The 21,675-nt window shown below is 61.3% G+C and carries 19 protein-coding genes; 5 read left to right on the plus strand and 14 right to left on the minus strand.

All coding sequences use genetic code 11. The features are described from left to right. Window positions 1-103 precede the first annotated feature (103 nt). The 3 genes from IE111_RS06370 to rsd form a co-directional block, all read right to left on the minus strand. Window positions 104-814, minus strand: a complete 711-nt coding sequence (locus IE111_RS06370; RefSeq protein WP_189607688.1) for a nucleotide-binding protein — start codon at window positions 812-814, stop codon at window positions 104-106. Window positions 815-938: 124 nt separating this feature from the next. Next, a complete protein-coding gene (locus tag IE111_RS06375) occupies window positions 939-1,901 on the minus strand; it encodes a WD40 repeat domain-containing protein (RefSeq protein ID WP_189607689.1) in 963 nt (320 codons plus the stop codon). Between the two features lie 52 nt (window positions 1,902-1,953). After that, the gene (gene rsd / locus IE111_RS06380) at window positions 1,954-2,418 is read right to left on the minus strand and encodes a sigma D regulator (protein ID WP_189607690.1); all 465 of its coding nucleotides are present in this window, start codon (window positions 2,416-2,418) and stop codon (window positions 1,954-1,956) included. Window positions 2,419-2,624: 206 nt separating this feature from the next. Between rsd and IE111_RS06385 the strand changes: the two genes are divergently transcribed. Continuing rightward, entirely contained in the window at window positions 2,625-3,080 is a 456-nt protein-coding gene (locus tag IE111_RS06385; RefSeq protein WP_189607691.1) for a flagellar basal body-associated FliL family protein, read from the plus strand. Between the two features lie 31 nt (window positions 3,081-3,111). Here the strand turns inward: IE111_RS06385 and rmf are convergent, their stop codons facing one another. The 3 genes from rmf to IE111_RS06400 all read right to left on the minus strand — a co-directional run bounded on the left by rmf (window position 3,112) and on the right by IE111_RS06400 (window position 7,460). Further along, on the minus strand, window positions 3,112-3,327 hold the full coding sequence (rmf, locus tag IE111_RS06390; RefSeq protein ID WP_189607692.1) for a ribosome modulation factor: 216 nt from the start codon (window positions 3,325-3,327) through the stop codon (window positions 3,112-3,114). Window positions 3,328-3,494: 167 nt separating this feature from the next. Beyond that, window positions 3,495-5,045 carry a glutamate--cysteine ligase gene (gene gshA, locus IE111_RS06395; protein WP_189607693.1) on the minus strand — a complete coding sequence of 517 codons (1,551 nt, stop codon included), beginning with the start codon at window positions 5,043-5,045 and terminating at the stop codon, window positions 3,495-3,497. Between the two features lie 84 nt (window positions 5,046-5,129). Continuing rightward, on the minus strand, window positions 5,130-7,460 hold the full coding sequence (locus IE111_RS06400; protein ID WP_189607694.1) for a Tex family protein: 2,331 nt from the start codon (window positions 7,458-7,460) through the stop codon (window positions 5,130-5,132). Between the two features lie 256 nt (window positions 7,461-7,716). Between IE111_RS06400 and IE111_RS06405 the strand changes: the two genes are divergently transcribed. From IE111_RS06405 to IE111_RS06415, 3 genes are read left to right on the plus strand one after another with little or no spacing between them, the layout of a single operon-like run. Beyond that, window positions 7,717-10,248, plus strand: coding sequence for an EAL domain-containing protein (locus IE111_RS06405; RefSeq protein WP_189607695.1), 2,532 nt, complete (start codon window positions 7,717-7,719; stop codon window positions 10,246-10,248). Between the two features lie 57 nt (window positions 10,249-10,305). Beyond that, window positions 10,306-11,409, plus strand: a complete 1,104-nt coding sequence (gene mnmH / locus IE111_RS06410; RefSeq protein WP_229805265.1) for a tRNA 2-selenouridine(34) synthase MnmH — start codon at window positions 10,306-10,308, stop codon at window positions 11,407-11,409. Next, the gene (locus IE111_RS06415; RefSeq protein ID WP_189607696.1) at window positions 11,406-13,562 is read left to right on the plus strand and encodes a selenide, water dikinase SelD; all 2,157 of its coding nucleotides are present in this window, start codon (window positions 11,406-11,408) and stop codon (window positions 13,560-13,562) included. Before mnmH ends, IE111_RS06415 begins: the two co-directional genes overlap by 4 nt. A gap of 52 nt (window positions 13,563-13,614) precedes the next feature. Here IE111_RS06415 and IE111_RS06420 read toward each other — a convergent pair whose 3' ends face one another. The 8 genes from IE111_RS06420 to radC all read right to left on the minus strand — a co-directional run bounded on the left by IE111_RS06420 (window position 13,615) and on the right by radC (window position 20,221). Beyond that, the gene (locus tag IE111_RS06420; RefSeq protein ID WP_189607697.1) at window positions 13,615-14,598 is read right to left on the minus strand and encodes an NAD(P)-dependent alcohol dehydrogenase; all 984 of its coding nucleotides are present in this window, start codon (window positions 14,596-14,598) and stop codon (window positions 13,615-13,617) included. 43 nt (window positions 14,599-14,641) lie between these two features. Next, window positions 14,642-15,823, minus strand: a complete 1,182-nt coding sequence (locus tag IE111_RS06425; RefSeq protein ID WP_189607698.1) for a kynureninase/PvdN C-terminal domain-containing protein — start codon at window positions 15,821-15,823, stop codon at window positions 14,642-14,644. Further along, window positions 15,820-16,617, minus strand: coding sequence for a tryptophan 2,3-dioxygenase (locus IE111_RS06430; protein ID WP_189607699.1), 798 nt, complete (start codon window positions 16,615-16,617; stop codon window positions 15,820-15,822). The genes IE111_RS06425 and IE111_RS06430 overlap by 4 nt, the downstream gene beginning before the upstream one ends. Before the next feature lie 151 nt (window positions 16,618-16,768). Then, window positions 16,769-17,407, minus strand: coding sequence for a pyridoxamine 5'-phosphate oxidase (gene pdxH / locus IE111_RS06435; protein ID WP_189607700.1), 639 nt, complete (start codon window positions 17,405-17,407; stop codon window positions 16,769-16,771). Between the two features lie 30 nt (window positions 17,408-17,437). Beyond that, window positions 17,438-18,256 (minus strand): bifunctional DNA-formamidopyrimidine glycosylase/DNA-(apurinic or apyrimidinic site) lyase, encoded by an 819-nt coding sequence (gene mutM, locus IE111_RS06440; protein ID WP_189607701.1) that lies wholly within the window; start codon window positions 18,254-18,256, stop codon window positions 17,438-17,440. 453 nt (window positions 18,257-18,709) lie between these two features. Continuing rightward, the gene (rpmG, locus tag IE111_RS06445) at window positions 18,710-18,865 is read right to left on the minus strand and encodes a 50S ribosomal protein L33 (protein ID WP_189607702.1); all 156 of its coding nucleotides are present in this window, start codon (window positions 18,863-18,865) and stop codon (window positions 18,710-18,712) included. Between the two features lie 11 nt (window positions 18,866-18,876). Continuing rightward, on the minus strand, window positions 18,877-19,113 hold the full coding sequence (gene rpmB, locus IE111_RS06450; RefSeq protein ID WP_189607703.1) for a 50S ribosomal protein L28: 237 nt from the start codon (window positions 19,111-19,113) through the stop codon (window positions 18,877-18,879). 433 nt (window positions 19,114-19,546) lie between these two features. Next, entirely contained in the window at window positions 19,547-20,221 is a 675-nt protein-coding gene (gene radC, locus IE111_RS06455; RefSeq protein ID WP_189607704.1) for a RadC family protein, read from the minus strand. A 105-nt stretch (window positions 20,222-20,326) separates the two neighbouring features. Between radC and coaBC the strand changes: the two genes are divergently transcribed. Continuing rightward, window positions 20,327-21,538 carry a bifunctional phosphopantothenoylcysteine decarboxylase/phosphopantothenate--cysteine ligase CoaBC gene (coaBC, locus tag IE111_RS06460; RefSeq protein WP_189607705.1) on the plus strand — a complete coding sequence of 404 codons (1,212 nt, stop codon included), beginning with the start codon at window positions 20,327-20,329 and terminating at the stop codon, window positions 21,536-21,538. Window positions 21,539-21,675: the final 137 nt, after the last annotated feature.

Here is a 21,675-nt window from a genome sequence, read left to right on the forward strand (position 1 = left end):
TTGTCAGGGCGTTTAAAAAATTCAAGCGATTGACGGCAATTTGCACCGGTTTTTTGGAAAAAAATGGTCGTAGAGACCGGATTGCAATTCACCGTGACGATTGTCAGTCCTGATCGATCCAGTCGATCAGTTTTTGCCAGTCCGACAAATCGTTTTGACGGGCATTGTCCAGATCATGCAAGCCGAGCCCATATTCGGATGCGCGTACATAGTACTGGGTATCGCGGAAGGTGGCGATGAAGGGAATGTTCAGGCTGTTCAGGAAGAGTTCGAGTTTGGAATACACCAGGGTGTTCTTGCGGACCCGGTTCGCGACCACGGCGACCCGTTTCGGCGTCGTACGATACGCCGGACAAAGCAGTAAATCCTTGATGAAGAAGGTGGTGGCGCGAATGTCGATCGGCGAGGGTGTGACCGGAATCAGTACGATATCGCACTCGCGCACCAGTTCATTGAGCAGGGATCCGTTCAACCCGGACGGCGTATCGATGATGACCTTGGATGTATCGGCCGGAATGTTGCGCAGATGAAAGGAGCGGGTGACCTGGGCCGTGGACTTGCGATAGGCGGCCACGCCATGAATGGACTTGCGTTCCGACTGGCGCGACTGCAACCATTGGCTGGCGGAGCCTTGCGGATCGTAGTCGATGAGTACGGCCGTTTCATTGCGGTTCGCGAACAGGCTCGACAGATTGGTGGCAATGGTGGTTTTCCCGCTGCCACCCTTGGCGTTGGCGATCAGGATGCGTGTAGGCTGTGGCGCCGCGATAACGCGGGTCGTGGCTTTGGATTCATCCGGTGTATAGGCTGACATCCGTTCTATTCCCACCCTGCGTTCAACAATATACGAACCGGAGTATAGCCGCTGATTTCAGTTTTGATTCGCGTGGTATCCATCAACCGACTGCTCAAGGTTAGATCCTCTGGTTGTGGGCGGCCTAGAAACGATACAGGTAGCCGTCCGATCCAATGACCCATAGTCCGTCATTACGCCAGGTCATATCAAGTACCGTGGCCGATTGATAGGTATTTTGCCAGAAGTTGCCGATCTCCCATTGGCCGGTTCGCTTCCCGGTTCGGGTGTCGTATTGCAGCAGGCGACGATGGGTGGTGCCCAGCAGGAGTCGGTTGTTGGATTCGAAGCGGGCGCTGTAGATGCGATGGTCGTCGACCGGCAGCTCGACCTGCTTGGCCTGGTTGGCGATGTCCCAGACCTCGGCCGATTCGCGGGCGGGGGCGATCAGCGCCTGGCGACCGTCGTCGCTGAGTTCGACCAGGGTAACCTGGTTGCTCATCGAGAAGGTGCGCAGGTTGTCACCGCTCTGGACGTTCCACAACCGGGCGGTGAGGTCTTCGGAACCGGTCAGGGCGCGGGTGGCTTCGGCATCGATGGACACGCTGATGACCGGACCGCCGTGCGCGAATTCGCGCAATATGCCGCCGTTGATGGCATCGAACAGGACCGCCCGGTTACTGCTGAGACCGACCAAAGCGAAGCGTCCGTCCGCGGACAGGTCGACCGCCTGGATGCGGGCGGGCGCCGACCAGTACCAGACATTTTCACCGGTTTCGACGTCCCACAAAACCAGGGTGTGGTAGTCCGCGGTCATGGCGTATTGGCGGTTGGGGGAGAAGGCCGTGTAGAGGATTTCGGTGTAACCGTCAGGACGGTGATTCCAATCGAACTGCCGGGCCGGAGGGTCGACTTGCCAGAGGCTGCCGCCGTGATGAATGGCGCCGACGACCAAGCGATTGCCGTCGCGGCTGAGCGAGCCTTGATAGGCGCCTTTGATGGCGACTTCCCAACGTTGCTCGTAGCCTTCCACGCCACAGCCGCCGAGCACCAGGACGGACAGGGCGAGGAACCAACCCGTCACTCCGGCCGTGAACTTCGACATCATCGCTGGCTACTCCCGGTTCTGGAGGCGATGGCTCGCCCCAGGGGTGTGGCCGTCAGGCCACCTGTTCTCGATGTATGTTGTGCAGCCGCTCGATCAACCGGTCTTCCATTTCGAACCGTTCGGTCATGTTCTCACCCAGGCGGGACAGATCGTCGGGGAGGTCGTCGACGTGTTGGGCGGTATGTTCCTCGGTGTCGTACTTGTCGTTGAAGTCGAGAATCACCTGGGTGGTGGCTTCCAGTTTCGGATACAGCTCTTTGGCCAGATCCAGCCCGCCGTCATCGAATTCCTTGGCTTCACGCACCAGTTGCTCGTAGACCTCGAAGTGACCGGCCGATACGTAATCCATCAACAGGCCGCAAAACAACTGCAACTGCTCGGTTTGCTGATCGGCCGCGGTCTCGGTGGAGATGTCGAAAAAAGCCACCAGTGTCTTCTGACGCTCCTCGAGCCAGCGGTCGATCATCTGGTGAGTGCCGCCCCACCGTTCCTGCGCTGTCTTGCAATTTTCCAACATGGCATTCCCCGTTTGTCTGTCCGTACCCGTGATTCGGTGAGCACCGCATCGCGGGGTGTCGTATTCGGACTGTTCACTATAGGCCAGCGAATTCAGCGGAACAACTGGTCATAAAGTAAAAGGCCTTGAAGGAACGTTGTGGTAACGATGCCATTCGGAGCAATCCACTCTACACTAGGGACACAGGTTATAGATCGGGATACTCCATGCGATTGATCCGAATCAAACAATGGCTTCGTACCGCGCACGTTTTCGGCTTGGCGCCGCTGCTGCTGGTCGTCGGCCTGTCTGGACCGGTTCTGGCGGAGGAGGGCACAAACGGTGAAGACGCCCCTGCGGCGGGCACCATCTATGTGCCATTGGAACCCAACTTCACCATCAACTACACCGACAACAATCGGTTGCGCTACATGACGCTGGCTCTGTCGCTGGTGGTCGAAAACAACGAGGCGGCTCTGGACATCAATGCCCATTCCGATGCGTTGCGGCATGAGATCATCATGCTGGTCAGTTCCAAGTCGGACGAGACGTTCAAGACACACGAGGGTCGTGAGCAACTGCGGCAGGAGCTGCTGGAGCGCATTCAGGCGATTCTGGATCAGGAGGTGGGAGCCCCCCTGGTGAGCGAGGTTTACATTACCGATATGGTTCTGCAGGGGTGACGCTGCCGTCGGCGGCGATTGCCGACGGGCATCATGCGGAGAAGGAGCCCTGGGGGTTGGCGTAGCGGTCTTTTTTGCGGGCGCGCTGATGCTGTTGGTAACCGTCGTCCCAGCCTGCCTCCCAGGCGGCTACGAGCACGTCGTTTTGATAGCGGCATTCTTCCGCGCCACGGCCGGTCAACCCTGTCATATAGCCTTGTTGGTAGGCTTTGTTCAGCGTTTCCAGCGTCCAGTGCGTGGTTTCCATCCTGGTCTCAACTCCGTCGACTTACTGGCTGAATCATATCCGATTGGCATACCAATGCAGACAACTTGATCACATTTCCAGCGTTCCAAATCTCAAAAGCTGAACCAGTTCACATTTTTATGTCGTCAGTGTAATCGTCTGTAAGCCATTGTCGGATTCACGACAAATTACTGGCGGATGTATTGCGCCAGAAAAGTGTCAAAATCCCCGCTCGACGCTTCTTCCATGCGGCGTTGTTCGACCTGGCTGTCCGCCGCGGCCCGGGTCAGCGTCTCGAACACCGCCGCATCGTTATCGACCGCCATCATGCGCTCGCGGTGCTCCTCGGCCAATTGCAGCGCCGTTTGCCGGAAAGACCCCACGTCCTGAATACGCGCCAGGAAGCGAGCCGAAGGCGTGAGGCTGGCATCCTCGATCTTCGCGCGCTGGTGTTGTACGGCCCGGCTGTAACGGTCGTGTCCGTTGAACCCGTCCAGTTCCTCGGCCAGCGCCGCCATCGAGTCCAGCACCCGCTGGCCCTGATCGCGCAGTCCGACGGCTTCGCCCTTCACCGACAGCGTCAAAGCCGGGTCGCGCCCATTGGCGGCGACGCGCTGGTTGTTTTCGCGCAGTTGGAAACATTCGTCCCGGGGGATCATGTCGTTGTCCTGAACCAGACACCAGAACAGGAAGAGGTCGACGAAATGCATCCGTTCCTCGTCGATGCCGAAAGGCTCGAAGGGGTCGACATCCAGGCAGCGCACCTCGATGTATTCCACGCCGCGCTCGTTCAGGGCATGCACCGGCTTTTCACCGGTCCGGGTGACCCGCTTCGGCCGCAGGTCGCTGTAGTACTCGTTTTCGATCTGCAGCATGTTGGTGCTGAGCTGGCGATACTCGTCGCCCACCTTGACGCCGATTTTCTCGTAGGCCGGGTAGGGCGTGTGAATGGCCTCGGTCAGGGTTTCCGTGTACGTCCGCAGGTTGTTGAAACAGACGTAGAGGTTGTCCTGGGCGTTGTTGGAATAGCCCATATCGCTCATGCGCAACGTCGTGGCATACCGCTGGAACACGGTGTCGTCCGAGAGCTTTTCCAGATCGAAATGGTCATGCTGCAGAAAGCTCGAGTCCGCCGCCGGCGAGGCGCCGAACAGATACAGCAGCAACCAGGAATGACGCCGGAAGCCGCGGATCAGTGAAAAGTATTCCTGGTTGATGAAGGCCTGAAGGTCTCCATTCCAACCGACCCGGGCGGCCCAGTCGGCCCAGAAGGCATCGGGCATCGACCAGTTGTAGTGTACACCGGCGATGGTCTGCATCACCCGGCCGTAGCGGTACCACAGGCCGTTGCGATACACGGTTTTCAGGCGACCGATATGACTGCTGCCGTATTGGGCGATCGGGATGCGCTCTTCTTCGGGCAGGGCCGAGGGCATACTCGCCGGCCACAACCATTCCCCGGGGATATGGTTGTAGGTGTAACGATGCAATTGGCCCAGCTCGGTCAGCGCCTGTTCGGGGCTGGCGTGCACCGCCGTAATGAATTCAAGCAGCGCCTCGGAGTAATCCGTGGTGATCGAATCGTGGGTCAGGGCCGATCCCAGGCCGGCGGGGTGCGGTGTCTGGGCGATCCAGCCGTCGCGGTCCACTCGCAGGGTTTCGCGTTCAATACCGCGATTGAACTGCAGCCATTGGGGGTTCAGGTCGGCCAGTTGGCCCAGGCGGGTCAGGGTCGGCAAGGGGACTTCCTCATTTCAGACTGGATGCCGTTCTGGGGGCGGTCGGAAGAACTTCAAGCGACCGCCCTCCAAGAGGGTAGCTTATCAGAGCCGGCCGCCCTTTTTCTTCATCGCCTCTTTCATCAAAGCGGCCATGGCGGTCGGTTCTTCGGCCTTTGAAGGACGCGAACCGCGCGAACGGCCGTTACCGCCGCGTCCAGCCCCGGTTTTTCCTTCAACCTTGCCACCGGCTTTGCTGTCGGCGCCGGCTTCGTCGTCGAGCCGCATGGACAGGGAGATGCGTTTACGCGGTACGTCCACGTCCATCACCTTCACCTTGACGATGTCGCCGGCCTTGATCACCTTGGACGGATCGTCGATGTACTGGTGGCTCATCGCGGAGATGTGCACCAGGCCGTCCTGGTGAACGCCGACGTCGACGAAAGCGCCGAAATGGGTGACGTTCGTGGCCACCCCTTCGAGAATCATGTTCGGACGCAGGTCGGTGAGTTTCTCGACACCCTCCTGAAATTCGGCGGTCTTGAATTCGGGACGCGGATCCCGACCCGGCTTTTCCAGTTCCCGCAGGATGTCCGTGACCGTCGGCAGACCGAACTGATCGTCGGTGTAGTCTTCCGGTTTCAGACCGCGCAGATAGCGGCTGTCGCCAACCAGGTCGTTCACGGCCCGGCCGGAGGTCGCCACGATGCGCTCGACCACCGAATAGGATTCCGGGTGCACGGCGGAAGCGTCGAGCGGGTTTTCGCCGCCGACCACCTTGAGGAAGCCCGCTGCCTGCTCGAACGCTTTCGGGCCGAGCCGGGAGACGTCCTTCAACTGCTTGCGGTTGCGGAAGGCGCCGTTGGCGTCGCGGAAGGACACAATGTTGCCGGCGATGGTCTGATTCAGGCCGGACACCCGGGTCAGCAGCGGTGCCGAGGCGGTGTTCAGGTCGACACCGACGCTGTTCACACAGTCCTCGACCACGGCGTCCAGCTGACGCGCCAGCGCGACCTGGGACACGTCGTGCTGGTACTGGCCGACGCCAATGGATTTGGGGTCGATCTTCACCAGTTCCGCCAGCGGATCCTGGAGGCGACGGGCGATGGAAATCGCCCCGCGAATGGTGACGTCCAGATCGGGGAATTCCCGGGCGGCGAACTCGGAGGCCGAATACACCGACGCACCGGACTCGTTGACCATGACCGACTGGGCCTTGATCTCCGGATGAGCCTTGAGCACGTCTTTGACAAAACGCTCGGTCTCCCGGCTGGCGGTGCCGTTGCCGATGGCGATCAATTCGACATTGTGCTTGGCGCACAGCGCGACGAGCACCTGCTCGGCTTCCTTGATTTTGTTCTGCGGCGGCGTCGGGAAGATGGCGCCGTGGTCGACCACCTTGCCGGTCTCGTCGACCACGGCGACCTTGACGCCGGTGCGCAGCCCCGGGTCCAGGCCGATGGTGGCCTTGGGACCTGCCGGCGCCGCCAGCAACAGGTCTTTCAGATTTTTGGCGAAGACATCGATGGCCGCCTGCTCCGCCGCCTCGCGCACCCGGTTGAACAGGTCGGTTTCGATGTGGGTGAGCAGCTTGACGCGCCAGGTCCAGCGAACGACTTCGGACAGCCAGCGATCGGCCGCCCGGTTCTGGTCTTCGAGCCCGAAATGTTCGGCCACCAGCACTTCGCCCTGGCTGCCCCCGCGCGGCTCCTCGCCGGGCAGCACCAGCGACAGTTGCAGCACGCCCTCGTTGCGGCCACGGAACATGGCCAGCGCCCGGTGACTGGGGACTTTCCTGATCGGCTCGTTGTGTTCGAAATAGTCGCGGAACTTGGCGCCTTCCTCTTCCTTGCCGTCGACCAGACGCGCCTGCATCTCGCCGTGTTGCCAGAGGTATTCGCGCAGCTTGCCGATCAGGCCGGCGTCCTCGGCGAAACGTTCCATCAGGATGGCGCGGGCGCCGTCCAGGGCGGCCTTGGTGTCCGCGATATTCTGGTCCGGGTTCAGATACTGTTCCGCCTGCTGTTCCGGATTCAGCGTCGGGTCCGCCAGCAGGGCGTCGGCCAGCGGCTCCAGACCGGCCTCGATGGCGATCTGGCCCTTGGTGCGCCGCTTGGGCTTGTACGGCAGATAGAGGTCTTCGAGTTCGGTCTTGGTGTCCGCCGTGCCGATGGCCTTGGCCAGTTCGTCGGTGAGTTTGCCTTGCTCGTCGATGCTGGCCAGGATGGTCGCGCGCCGGTCTTCCAGTTCGCGCAGATACCGCAGCCGGTCTTCCAGGGTGCGCAGCTGGGTGTCATCGAGCCCGCCCGTCACCTCTTTCCGGTAACGGCTGATGAAGGGGACGGTGGCGCCTTCGTCCAACAGGGCCACGGCGGCGGTCACCTGGGCGGCGCCCACGTTCAGTTCCTGGGCAATACGGTGTTCGATGCTGCTCATAGAAAAACGGACTCGATGCTGGCTGAAAGAAAGGCGCATCATTAGCCAAAGCGGGGCCTATTTCAAGGCCTGAAGTGTTGACCTAAACCCTTGATTTGACGCAAAAACCGGACATTGGTCACACTGTGCGTCGCGAACGGGCAAGGCGGCTGTCGAGCCGGATCGCGTATTGATATTCTCCACGATTCACCCTTCCGACCCGCCGTATCCGTCGGACTGCACTATACTCACTAGCGTCAAGCGTCCGGGGGCCTTCATGTCACGCATCTTGGTAGTCGAGCAGTCGCCCACCATGCGGTACTCGCTCGTCAAGCGGCTAAAAGCACAAGGGTTCGAACCCGACACTCTGGAAGATTTCCGCCAGGCCCAGGCCATCCTGAAAGGCGAATCCCAAGCCTTCGGCACCCTGGTGCTCGGCTGGCCGCGCAACACCAGCAATGCCGTCGACGACCTGCTGGTTCTGCTGGAGGAACCCGGCTTCCATCACCTGGTGGTCATCGTGGTCAGCGAGGAACAGGATCCGGCGCGCAAGAGCTGGGTCACCCGCCGACCGCATTCCGCCCTGCTGCTGTGGGAGAACATCGAGGAAATCCCGGAGTGCATCACGGCGCTGAACAAACTGAACGCGCCGCAACCCAACACCAATCAGGACATCGACCGGGCCAGCATCAAGGTCCTGCTGGTCGACGATTCACCAACGGTCCGCGTGACCTACAACCGTTTACTGACCGGCCACGGCTACCAGGTGGAAACCGCCGCCTCGGTCCGGGAAGGCTACCAGAAGGCGCTGGACACACCCTTCGACCTGGCCATTATCGATTATTTCATGCCCGAGCAGACCGGCGATGAACTCTGCCGGCTGCTGCGCGACGACAGTCGCACCGCCGGTGTGACCACCTCCATCCTGACCGGCACCTACATGGACAATGTCATCCAGTCGTCGCTCGGGGCCGGGGCCGTCGAATGCATGTTCAAGAACGAAGCGCAGGCCCTGTTTCTCGCGCGTGTGGACGCCATGAGCCGCTCGGTGCTCGACCGTCGCGTGATCGAACGGGAAAGCAAGCATCTGGAGGGATTGCTGAACTCGGTGGGCGACGGCGTGTACGGCGTCGACAACCGGGGCCGCATCACCTTCATGAACCCGTTGGCGCGGTCGCTGCTCGGTTTCACCGAAGACGATGTCGTCGTCGGTCGCGACCCCCACGCCCTGTTTCACCATTCGTTCAGCGACGGCACCCCCAAACCGTCGAACCGCTGCTTCCTGTCCCAGTCCTACCAGACCGGCGAACGCCTGTCCGACTGGCACACCCTGTTCTGGACCCAGGCGGGCAACAGCTTCCCGGTCGAAGGCACCGTTTACCCGGTGCAGATCGAAAACGACCGCCAGGGCTCGGTGGTCGCCTTTCGCGATGTGACCGCCCGCCATTTGATGGAAGAAGAACTGCGCTGGCAGGCCAATCACGACGCCTTGACCAAGTTGCTGAACCGCCACTATTTCGAGGAGGAACTGCAAAAGGAAGTACAGCGGGTGTCGCGCTCGAAAAACTGCAGCGCCCTGTTGCTGATCGACCTGGACCAGTTCAAGTACATCAACGACACCGCCGGCCACGCGGCCGGCGACGAACTGCTGATTCAGGTCAGCCACCGGCTGAGCAACCGGCTGCGCAGTCAGGACACCCTGGCGCGGCTTGGCGGCGACGAGTTCGCGCTGATCCTGCGCAACCTGGACCGCACCCAGATCCAGAACGCGGCCGAATCCTTCCGGCAGATGCTCGCCAACCACAGCTTCTGCTACGGCGACATGCACTACAACATCAACGGCTCGATCGGCATCGCCATGATCGATGCCGATGCCGAATCCCCCGGCGAGGTGCTGGCGCACGCGGATGTGGCCGTGCACATCGCCAAGGAAAAGGGCCGCAACCAGACCCACCTCTATTCGCCGGAGAACGAACACCGCCGATTGATGGACCGGGATCTCGGCTGGTCGAACCGCCTGCGCGCGGCCATTGAGAACGATGAATTCGAACTGGTGTTTCAGCCGGTCTTTCCGGCCTCGCAGACCCTGCGGGACGGAGACGACCCGGACCCGGACGCCTGCTGGGACCGGCTGCACGACCTGGCCGGACCGGACCAATTGCAATACGAGGCGTTGCTGCGCCTGCCCGGTGAACACCAGGAACTCATTCCGCCGGGGGCCTTCCTCAATGCCGCCGAGCGGTTCAGCCTGATGCCGGCCATCGACCGGCTGGTGGTGGAAAAAGTCATCGCCCTGCTCGCGCGCGAACCCGAGGCGCCGGTGCGCAACATCGCCGTCAATCTGTCCGCCCAGACCATGACCGACCCGGAACTGGTCGATGACATCACCCGACTGTTGATCGACTATCGGGTCGATCCCGGCCGGCTGTCGTTCGAGATCACCGAGACCACCGCCATCACCAATTTGGACGCGGCCCAGCAACTGATCACCCAGCTGGGCAGCCTGGGCTGCACCTTCGCGCTGGACGATTTCGGCAGCGGCTTCAGCTCCTTCGGCCAGCTCAAACACCTGGAAGTCGATTACATCAAGATCGACGGACTGTTCATTCAGGGTCTGGTCAGCGATCCGATGGATCGCCACGTGGTCCTGGCCATCACCCAGATCGCGCATTCTCTGGGCAAGAAAACAGTGGCCGAGTTCGTCGAAACGCTGGACGTCATGGAAGCGGCCCACAAGTGCGGCGTCGATTACATTCAGGGCCACTGCGTCGGCCCGGCCCGCCGCTGGTCCGACATTCGTGGCGACTGACGGGTCGGTTGCCTGAGCCGCCACTCACCCGCATAATCCTGCCCCAGATTCTCCACCTTGAGCCCGATTTTGCGCGACGACATCGACGCCCGCCTGGACCTCTTCCTGAACGACACGCCTCTGATGGACGTGCGCGCACCGGTCGAATTCCGGCAGGGTGCCTTCCCGAATGCCACCAATCTGCCGCTGCTGGACGACGAACAGCGCGAAGCGATCGGCATTCGCTACAAAGAAGCGGGTCAGCAATCGGCCATCGAGCTCGGGCTGGAACTCGCCACGCCCGACATCCGGGAACAGCGCCTACGCGCCTGGAGTGAATTCGCCCGCGCCCATCCCGACGGCTACCTCTACTGTTTTCGCGGCGGGCTGCGTTCCAACACCACCCAGGCCTGGTTGCGCGAGGCCGGGATCAACTACCCCCTGATCCGGGGTGGCTACAAGGCCTTGCGCCGTGTCCTGCTCGACGCCCTGAGTACCCGGCTCGACAGCCAGCCGTTGCAGGTTCTGGCCGGGCCGACCGGCAGCGGCAAAACCGAATTGATCCAGGCCTGGCCGACCAGCCTCGATCTCGAAGGCCGGGCCAATCACCGGGGCAGCGCCTTCGGTCGAACCTTCACCGAGCAACCCAGCCAGATCGACTGGGAAAATCGCATCGCCATCGACTGGGCGAAGCTGGATCGGGAACCACACGGCCCGGTTCTGGTCGAAGACGAATCCCGCCTGATCGGCCGGATCAATCTCCTGCCCGAGCTGCAGTCGCGTATGTTGGCGGCCCCACTCATTGTGCTGGAAGCGGACATACAACAGAGGATCGACCGTTTGAAAACCGATTATGTCCGCCACGCCCTGGCGCACTTCGAAGTCGCCGAGCCCGAGGCGCCCTTCGAGGCCCTGCGAGACTATATCGCCAACAACCTCCATCGCATTCGCAAGCGTCTCGGCGGTCTGAAACACCAACAGTTGCAGGACGTGTTGCCTCAGGCGGTGCAGGGTCTGGAAAAACACAGCGACTGGGCAGGCTTCGAGTACGTGATCGAGTCGCTGCTGACGGATTACTACGACCCCATGTACCGCTACCAGTTGGAGAAACGATCCCACCTGGTGATTTTCCGGGGGCGGCACGACAACATCCTCGATTGGCTGGCACGGCAGGCGGCATGAGCGAACGCGATCTGGTCCTGGTTGGCGGCGGCCACGCCCATGCCCTGTTGATTCGGAAACTGGCGATGAAACCCCTGGCCGACGTACGCGTCACCCTGGTGTCCGAATCCCGGCTGACGCCCTATTCGGGCATGCTGCCCGGCCTGGTAGCCGGACATTACCAGCCTGACGACGTCCACATCGATCTGAACCGCCTGTGCCGTTGGGCCGGCGTTCGCTTCGTTCAGGGCCGCGTCTCCGGGCTCGACCCGGACCGCAAACAACTCGACATCGAGCACCAGCCACCGCTGTCCTACGACAAGGTGTCCTTCGACACCGGCTCAACGCCGAATCTCGCCCTGCCCGGAGCCCGCCAATTCGCGTTCGGCGTCAAGCCGGTCAGCCATTTCCATGAACAGTGGCAACGCCTGCTGGCCGATGCCGGAGCGGGAGCCGAACGCCATTGGGGCGTGATCGGGGCCGGAGCGGGCGGCGTGGAACTGGTGCTGGCCATGGCGCACCGGCTCGGTCCGAACCACTCGGTGCGGTTCCACCTGGTGTACTCCGGCGAACAGATTCTGTCCGGCTATCCGAAAGCTGTGGTTCGGGCCGCCGAACAGGCTCTGGACGACTATGACATCGAACGGCACCCGCGCTTCCGGGTCAGCTCCGTCACCCGGGCCGGTCTGCTGGCCGTCGATGGCAACGCCCTGACTCTGGACAAGACCATCCTGTGCACCCAGGCCAGTGCGCCCGACTGGCCCGCACACAGCGGCCTGGAGACCGCCAATAACGGTTTCATCGCCGTTAACCGTTCACTGCAAAGCACCTCCCATCCGGACGTGTTCGCCACCGGCGACGTCGCCGAGATGGTGTTCGACCCAAGGCCCAAAGCCGGCGTCTATGCCGTGCGGCAGGCCCCCTTTCTGTACGACAACCTGCAACGCGCCTTCGCCGGCGAACCGCTCAAACCGGTTGATCTGCAGCGTAATTTTCTGTCGTTGCTGAGCCTGGGCGGACAAAAAGCCGTGGGCAACAAGGGCCGGTTCGTCGTGCACGGCGACTGGGTCTGGCGCTGGAAAAACCGCATCGACCGAGCCTTCATGGACAAACTCCAGTCCCCGGGCGAACCCATGGCCATGGGAGACGACAGGCCCAATAAGATGCACTGCGCCGGTTGTGGCAGCAAACTGGGCCCGGCCCTGTTGCAAGAGACGCTGCCCCAACTGCCGCGCGCCGACCGGCCCGGCCTCAACCCGGCCCTGAGCCAGGCCGAGGACGCCAGCCTCTGGCAACCGACTCCGGGGCGCCTGCAGGTCCAGAGCCTGGACGGCTTTCGCGCCTTCTCGGACGACCTCTACCGGCTCGGCCAGGTCAGCGTGCACCACGCCCTGAGCGATCTCTACGCCATGGGTGCCGACCCCGTTTCCGCCCAGGTTTGGGTCAACCTCGCCTTCAACCACCCGCGTCTGCAACAGCGCGACTTCGCCCGACTGATGGCCGGCGTCGGCCGGGCCCTGCACGACCAGAACGTCGGCCTGGCCGGCGGCCACAGCACCGAAGGCCGCGAGACACACCTCGCCATCGTCGCCAACGGCGAACTGGAACCGGGCAAAGCCTGGAAAAAAACCGGTGCGCAACCGGGCGATGTGCTGGTGCTCACCAAACCCCTCGGCACCGGCGTCATCCTCGCCGCCGATATGGCCGCCCAGGCACCGGCGGAGGCGATGGATGCGGCTTGGGAAAGCATGCTGACTTCGAACCGGGAAGCGTTTGAGGCATTAAAGACCATCGAACCGCATGCGGTCACCGACGTGACCGGCTTCGGGTTGATCGGGCATTTGCTGGAGATGCTGGTCGAGGGAGACTTACGGGCGACGCTGAATGCCGCCGCCGTGCCGGCACTGACCGGCGCAATGAAATTGCTGGAGCGCGGCTGGCAATCCTCCCTGGCGCCACAGCTGGAACCCTATCGCCTGAACTGCGACATTGAGGCGTCCGTTGACGATACCATGACGCGCTTAATGTTGGATCCTCAAACCTCGGGCGGGTTGCTGGTCGCACTCAGTGAACCGGACTGGTCGGACTTCAAACGGCAGCAGCCCGACAGTATTAAGATCGGTCACTTTCAGGTCGGTAGCGCGAGCGAAAATCCGGTGCACATCATCGACTGAAGATTTAATAGCCGACAGCGGTTGCGACCGACACGATGGTAACGAGTACCCGTCATTCGCTACTGGAATGCACTAAAACCACAGCACCTAGTCGATCTTCGGCCTCGACACGCTGATGGGCAAGTACCGCTTCGTCCAACGAAAACGTCCGATCAACGACGGGGCGAATCTGACCGCTGGCCAACCACTGACTCAATTGGCGCAATTCGGCGATTGTTTCACCCGCAAAGGAGAAGATCGCCCGGCGTCGGCTGAACCACTTTACCCGTAAGGCGTTCAACATGTCGCTGATTCTCGGATTCGCCATCAGATATCGACCGGTAGGCGTCAAGGCATCGATAAAGTGCCGAAAGCGGCCCTGGGCAACCATGTTCAGAATGACATCGAAGGGCTCGCAGACTTGATAAAACGGCGTATCCCGATAATCCAGAAACACATCGGCACCGAGTGCCTGCAAGAAAGCGGCTTTGTGTTTGGCATCCACGACCGTGACATGTGCGCCTTTCAACTTGGCGATTTGTAGGGCGTAGCTGCCTATGCTGCCGCCGGCGCCGTTGATCAACACCCGCTGCCCCGGCTGCACGTCAGCCAATGTCATGAAGTGCAGGGCATTCAATCCGCCGAGCGGTACCGACGCGGCTTCCGCAAAACTCAGGTTCTCCGGTTTGGGTACCAAGGTATAGGATTCGGGCACGCACACGTATTCACCGTACCCCCCCAGCCGCAGCTGGGTACTGCCGAATACTTCGTCACCGACGTTAAACCCTGAAACGCCCTCGCCAATTTCATCAACAACACCGGCTACGTACCCTCCCAGGACAGGGCGTCTGGGTTTACGAACACCCAGAACCAACCGCAGGGGCACCGTGAACCATTTCACGGCAAAGCGAAAACGACGCAGCTCGCAATCGCCCTTGGTGACTTCACAGGCGTGAAGCCGTATGCGGATTTCACCTTTATCGGGTCGGGGTTCGGCCACATCGGCACTGTGCAGAACCGATGGCGGTCCATACTGATGATAAACGACGGCTTTCATAATGGTGTCCCGCCCAATAATGGTTCAGTAGCGCACAGGGTCTTCAGCCGGTGACTACCCGGTGCAGCGCATCCACCGCCTGTTTCAACTGCTCGGCCGTCACATAGGGCGCCGGACCCAGCCGCAGGGAATCCCCGCGACTGTCGGTAAAGACGCCTTCCTGCCGCAACCCTTGAACGATGTCGGCCGCTTTCGCGGTTTTCAACACCAGAAAACCGCCGATGGTGTCGAGTTCGTCGGTCGGCAACGTCAGATGGTCCGGCCAGTCTTTTTCCCGCAGCAGGCTGATCAGGTGTTGTTGTTGCCCCTTGTAGTGGGCATACAACACTTCGGGCGTCAGCGTCTGCTGCTCGAAAAAATCCAGCACGGCGGAGGCGCGGTAGTGGCTGGTCGGGTCATAGGTGGAACCTTCAAAAGCCCAGCGACCATTGCCGTATTGAACCTCACTGCCCGGCGATTGATGCAGGGTGGCGAACTCGGCGAACCAGCCGGTAACGACCGGTCGCCAATCGTTCTCCTTCGGCACCCGCAGGAAACAGTTGCCCTCACCGAACTGGCAGTACTTGTAACCGCCACCGACGATGAAGGCCTGCTCCAGTCCCAACTCCGGCAGATACCAGGGCAGCACGTTGACGGCGTGGTAGGCGTCGACCAGCAAGGGGATGCCCCGATCGTTGGTCGCGTCTTCGAGTTCGTTCAGCATCGGCACAACGCGGCCGGTCTGAAACAGGACGCCGGACAACATGACGGCCGAGGTGCGTTCATCCAGTTCATCGATGATGCGTTCCACCAGGGTGCCGACCGGATTCGCGGCGACCTTGACGACCTCCACCGAGGTTTCGTTCAAGCGGTCCAGCAGGCGACGCATAGAGTGGAACTCACCGTCGGTGGTGATCAGCTTCGGTTTCATATCCAGCGGCAGCGCCGACAACCAACGCACCAGCAGTTCCTGGGTATTGGTGCCGAGCACGTACTCGCCACTGATGTCGCCGAGCATTCGCGCATAGCCGGCACGCACCCGGTCCGCTTTTTCAAAGGCGACTGACCATTTGTCGTCGACAAACCGCGCGGCATCTTCAATCGCTTCCATCTGACCGTCAAAGGCGACATCCGGCCAGGCCTGGTGGGAATGGCCGGTCAACAGAATGCGTTCGTCGACTTTGAATCGACGATAGTGCTTTTGCAGATCCCGGGCCCGGTCCTGCCAGTCGCGGTTGGGTTTCATGTCGCTACTCCGATGCGGGCGCGGATGTCCCAGAGATCCGGGAACACCGGCTTGAACAAGGTTTTCATCAGATACTCGGCACCGGAGGAACCCCCGCTGCCGCCCTTGGTGCCGATGGTGCGCTGCACCATCTTCACGTGACGATAGCGCCACTCCTGCAAGCCCTCGTCCAGATCGACCAGCAGTTCGCACAGTTCGGACAACTGGTGATTGTTTTCATAGACGCGCAACAACGAGTCCTGCACGGTCTCGTTGGGTTCGGTCGGTGCCGTGACATCGACCTCGAACACGTCCTCGGGCACTGTGTATCCGGCACGCTGCAGGTATCTCAAAAACACCTGCCACAGCGACGGGCTGTGATACGCGGCTTCCAGCAATTCACGTCCGATGGAACCCTCGGGCTGAAACTGCATCGGTTGCGGACGCTTGTGGCCGAGCATGAATTCGACGACGCGGAACTGATAGCTCTGGAATCCGCTGGCGGTATCGAGCCGGCTGCGAAAACTCTCGAATTCGAGCGGGGTCATCGTCTCCAGAATATCGATCTGGGACACCAGCGTCTTGAAGATTTTCAGCACCCGTTTCAGGGTGTGGAAGGCGCGCGGCACATCGTCCTGGTCCAGCCGTTCCATCAGGAACGCCAGCTCGTGACGCAGTTGCTTGAACCACAGCTCGTAGGTCTGGTGGATGATGATGAACAGCAGCTCGTCGTGTTCTTCCGGTTCGCTGCGCGGGTCTTGCAGGTCGATCAGTTCATCGACCTTGAGATAGTCGGAGTAGGTCAGTTGAGTCATGGTGTCATTGGGCCAGTGTAAGACACCCTTAAACATGCATCGGGACGGGGACATTGGCAACTCCAACGGCCCCGTGATCGAGGTGTTACCGTGACCGGCCAGCTTTACACTTTCGGACGGTCGCGTTACCGGTCACCACACCGACGGGCATTCAGGGCTGCAGGCGCTCGACCTGCCACCGCCCCTGTTCCAGACGATAGACGAAGCGATCATGCAACCGGCTGGCCCGGCCCTGCCAGAATTCGATGTTGGTCGGCTTCACACAGTAGCCGCCCCAAAATTCCGGCGTCGGTACCGATTGATCGACGAAGCGTTCTTCCGTCGCCTTGAAGGTCGCTTCCAGAGCCTCGCGGGATTCAACCGGCTGACTTTGATGACTGGTCCAGGCACCGATCTGACTGGCGCGCGGGCGGGACTGAAAATACCGGTCGGACACCTCACCGCTCACCTTTTCGGCCTCGCCCTGTATGATCACCTGCCGTTCGATCGGCAGCCAGCCGAAATGCAGCGACACCTGCGGATTGCGGGCGATGTCCTGCCCCTTCAGGCTGTCGTAATTGGTATAGAACACAAATCCGCCGTCTTCCACACCCTTCAACAACACCACCCGCTGGCTCGGCTTACCGTCGGCATCCACCGTCGCCAGCACCATGGCCGTCGGGTCCGCCGTCAGCTCGGCGTCGATCGCCTGCTGCATCCAGCGCTCGAACTGCTCGAACGGCGAATCCGCCAGATCCTCCCGGTTCAGGCCGCCTTTCAAATAATCGCGTCGAATATCGTCCAGTTTCACAGTGACTCCTCGAATCAGTGCCTACCGCCCTCAACGAGGCTGGCAGGTCGGGCAGAAAAAGGTACCTCGGTTACTCGTACGGAACTCGCGAATCGTCGTCTCACAGCGCCGGCAGGGCAGACCGGACCGACCGTAGACGTTCAGCGACTGGGCGAAATACCCCGGTTTGCCGTCACCGCCGACGAAATCGCGCAAGGTCGTACCGCCTTCGTTGATCGCCAGCGCCAGCACCTGCTTCACATTCGCCACCAGGCGTTCGCTCTCTTTACGCGTCAACCGCCCGGTCGGTTTATGCGGATAAATCCCGCTCAGGTACAACGCCTCGTTCGCGTAAATGTTCCCCACCCCGACCACGATACGGGCATCCATCAAAAAAGTTTTGATCTTCGTCTTACGTTTGCGACTTTTTTGAAACAAATACTCGGCACTGAACGCCTCGGTCAACGGCTCCGGCCCCAAATGCGCGATCAACTCATGCTCCTCGATCGGCGCCTCGGTATACAACCAGGCCCCGAACCTGCGTGGATCGTTGTAGCGCAGCCGAATGCCGTTATCCAGCTCCACATCGATGTGGTCGTGCTTCCCGGGCGTCGGATCGTCCAACAGGACACGCACACTGCCCGACATCCCCAGATGCACAATCAACACGCCCCGTTCCAGCTCGATCAACAGATACTTCGACCGCCGGTGCGTCGCCAGAATTTTCTGATCCTGCACCTGCTCGGGCAATTCCGGCGGCACCGGCCACCGCAGACGACTGTCACGCACGGTCAACCGACTGATCCGCCGCCCCAGGATATGCGGCTCGATCCCACGACGGGTCGTCTCAACTTCAGGTAATTCAGGCATAGTCACTCTCGAAATCAATCGCGGGCAATTATCGCACAGCGAATACCAGGAGCCAGGCAATAGCCGGCCAAATTTACCTGGAGCGGTGGCAACTAAAGGTGCGGGGGACGAGGGTAGGGGGTGAACCTCTCCGGGGATGTCGACCGCAGGGATGCGGTCGCCAAGCCTACATGGACGTATTTACGGCGACCCCGGAGGGGTTTACCCCCTGGCCTTGGCCTCTCTATGGCACGGCTGGAGTAGCGCCAGGGTTCGGCGAGGCCACCGGGTACTCCCATTTGGGGTCGCCGTAAACCCGTCCATGGGGGCTTGACGGCGCGCGTCCTGCGCGCCGACATCCCCAAAGGGGAGCACCCGGCACCCTCGCCTTGCCACGGTGCCCATCTGAGCTGGTAACAAATTTCGGGCATAAAAAAACCCGGCATGGCCGGGTTTTCTTGTCGAAAGCCGATCTTATTTGATCTTGGCTTCCTTGAACATCACGTGCTTGCGAACAACCGGATCGTACTTTTTGAATTCCAGTTTGTCCGGAGTGTTACGCTTGTTCTTGTCTGTGGTGTAGAAGAAACCGGTACCGGCACTGGACACCAACTTGATCTTATCACGCATGGCCGGTCTCCTTAGACTTTCTCGCCACGAGCACGAATGTCGGACAGAACCGACTCGATGCCCTTCTTATCGATGATGCGCATGCCCTTGGAGGAAACACGCAGCTTCACAAAACGCTTTTCACCCTCAACCCAGAAACGGTGAGTGTGCAGGTTCGGCAAAAACCGACGCTTGGTTTTGATGTGAGAGTGGGAAACATTGTTCCCGGTTACAGGACGCTTACCTGTAACTTGGCAAATTCTAGACATGTTGCAATCGCCTCCGATTCTTCGGTGACACCGACGTTTGAGTAAACGGATCGACCCCCCGATGGTGTATTGGTTCGGTCGACCCGACACCCCTTAACAGGCAGGGATATCAGCCCCCGATCCGCCCTGTCGATCCGGGGCCCGGATAAAATGAGGCGCGATTTATACCAGAAGGAGCGCCTTACCTCAAGCAGAAATGGCGATTTTTTGTACTCGACAGTGTTTCCGCTCACTCAGACCTTGTGGTTGCATTTGGGGTGCCAGAACCCGCACCGGCTGCCGGGTACATGTATTCGGGGTCGCCGTGAACCCATCCATGGGGGCTTGACGGCCGCCGTCCTGGCGGCCGACATCCCCGAATACATGTACCCGGAATCCGGCGCTAGCCTTCGGTCAACCATTTCACACTGAGAGCTTCCGGATCCAACAATCTTTATATCCAGCCACGCTCGGCGAAGCTGACCACAACACCGGAGCCCACTACCATGTGATCGAGCACCCTAACATCGATGGCGCCCAGGGAGTCGACCAGGCGATCGGTGATCTGCCGGTCCGCCTGGCTGGGCTCGGCCACGCCGCTCGGGTGGTTGTGCGCCAGGATGGCCGCTGCGGCGTTGTGTTTCAAGGCGGTACGGACGACTTCGCGCGGGTAGACGGCGGCGCCGTCGATGGTGCCGTTGAACAGCGGTTCGTAAGCCAGCACCCGGTGCTGGTTGTCGAGCCAGATGGCCGAGAAGACTTCGTGCTTGAGCCCGCGCATCTGGGCCAGCAGGAATCGGCGGGTATCGCCGGGCGACGTCAGGGCCGGGCCGGTCCGCAGTTCGTCGAGCAAATAACGGCGGCCCATTTCCAGTACCGCCTGCAGTTGGACGTATTTGGCCATGCCCAGCCCTTTGCCGTGGCAGAACTGGGCTTGTTCGGCCGAGAGCAGCGGGGTCAGGCCGCCATAGTCCGACAGCAGTTGCCGGGCGAGGTCGACGGCGCTCTGGCCGGGCAGGCCGGTGCGCAGAAAGATCGCCAGCAGTTCGGCATCGGTGAGGGCGTCGGCGCCCAGTGAGAGGAGTTTCTCGCGTGGCCGGTCGGACGCCGGCCAGTCCTTGATTGACATAACTGTCAGTCCCTGTGTCCCTGCTCCTGAAAGAGCGTTGTCGATGAGGAACACCACACCCTTGTGGTATTCTAGCGAACCTATTTTCACGCCCGGGGCACCCGAATGCAAACACTGGTCAACAAACGCATCGTCGTCGGCATTACCGGTGGTATCGCCGCCTACAAGTCGGCCGAGCTGGTGCGCGAGCTGATGCGCGCCGGAGCCGAGGTGCGGGTGGTGATGACCGATGCCGCGAAGGAATTCATCACGCCGCTGACGCTGCAGGCGCTTTCCGGGAAGCCGGTGCATCACAGTCTACTCGACGAAGAAGCCGAGATGGGCATGGGCCACATCGAGCTGGCGCGCTGGGCGGATCTGTTGCTGGTCGCGCCAGCCACGGCCGATTTCATCGCACGGATGGCGGCCGGTATGGGCAACGACCTGTTGACCACCCTGTGCCTGGCCACCCGAGCCCCGATCGCACTGGCGCCGGCGATGAACGAGAAGATGTGGTTGAACGCGACCACCCAGGCCAATGTGCAACGCCTGCGCGATACCTACCCGGACCTGCGCTGGTTCGGGCCGGATGCCGGCCAGCAGGCCTGTGGCGATGTCGGGCCGGGCCGGATGCTGGAACCGGAAGGACTGGTGGAACTGGCGGCCGGCTGCTTTGCCCCGGGGCTGCTCACCGGTCGCCGGGTCGTTATTACCGCCGGACCGACCCGGGAGGCGATCGACCCGGTGCGTTATCTGAGCAACCACAGCAGCGGCAAGATGGGCTTCGCCCTGGCCCGGGCCGCCGCCGAGGCGGGCGCCGAGGTGGTGCTGATCGCCGGGCCGGTCGATCTGGCGACACCGGAACGCGTGACCCGCATCGATGTGGTTTCGGCACAACAGATGTACGAGGCGGCCCTGGCCCGGAGCCCGGGAGCGGATCTGTTCATCGCCACGGCGGCGGTGGCGGATTTCCGTCCGGCCGAGGACGCCGCGCACAAGATCAAGAAACAGCCCGGCCAGTCCGAGATGACGCTCAAGCTGGTGCAAAACCCGGACATCGTTGCCGGCGTCGCCGGGTCCGACAAGCGGCCCGCCTGTGTCGTCGCCTTCGCCGCCGAAACGCAGAACGTAGAAGACTATGCCCGTCGCAAATTGTCGAAGAAAGGGGTCGACTGGGTCGTCGCCAACGACGTTTCGCGCACGGACATCGGCTTCGGCAGCGACAGCAACGAGATCCTGCTGGTCGGTCGGGACCACAGCGAGCCGTTCGGCCCGGCCGGCAAGCAACAGGTCGCCCGCTTTCTGGTCGAGGCCTTCGCCCGATCACTGGGCACCTAGAAGATTCCAGTAGGAGTTTCGTAGTCGGTAGGGTGGGCACTGCCCACCATGGAAGGATACTTTGGCTCCGGCTTGTCTCTTGGCTGAAGTTTTTGTGGCGTGGTTGCTTACCACAAGCTGGTGGGCGGTGCCCACCC

It is taken from the genome of Saccharospirillum salsuginis, assembly GCF_014651855.1.
GTDB lineage: Bacteria > Pseudomonadota > Gammaproteobacteria > Pseudomonadales > Natronospirillaceae > Saccharospirillum > Saccharospirillum salsuginis.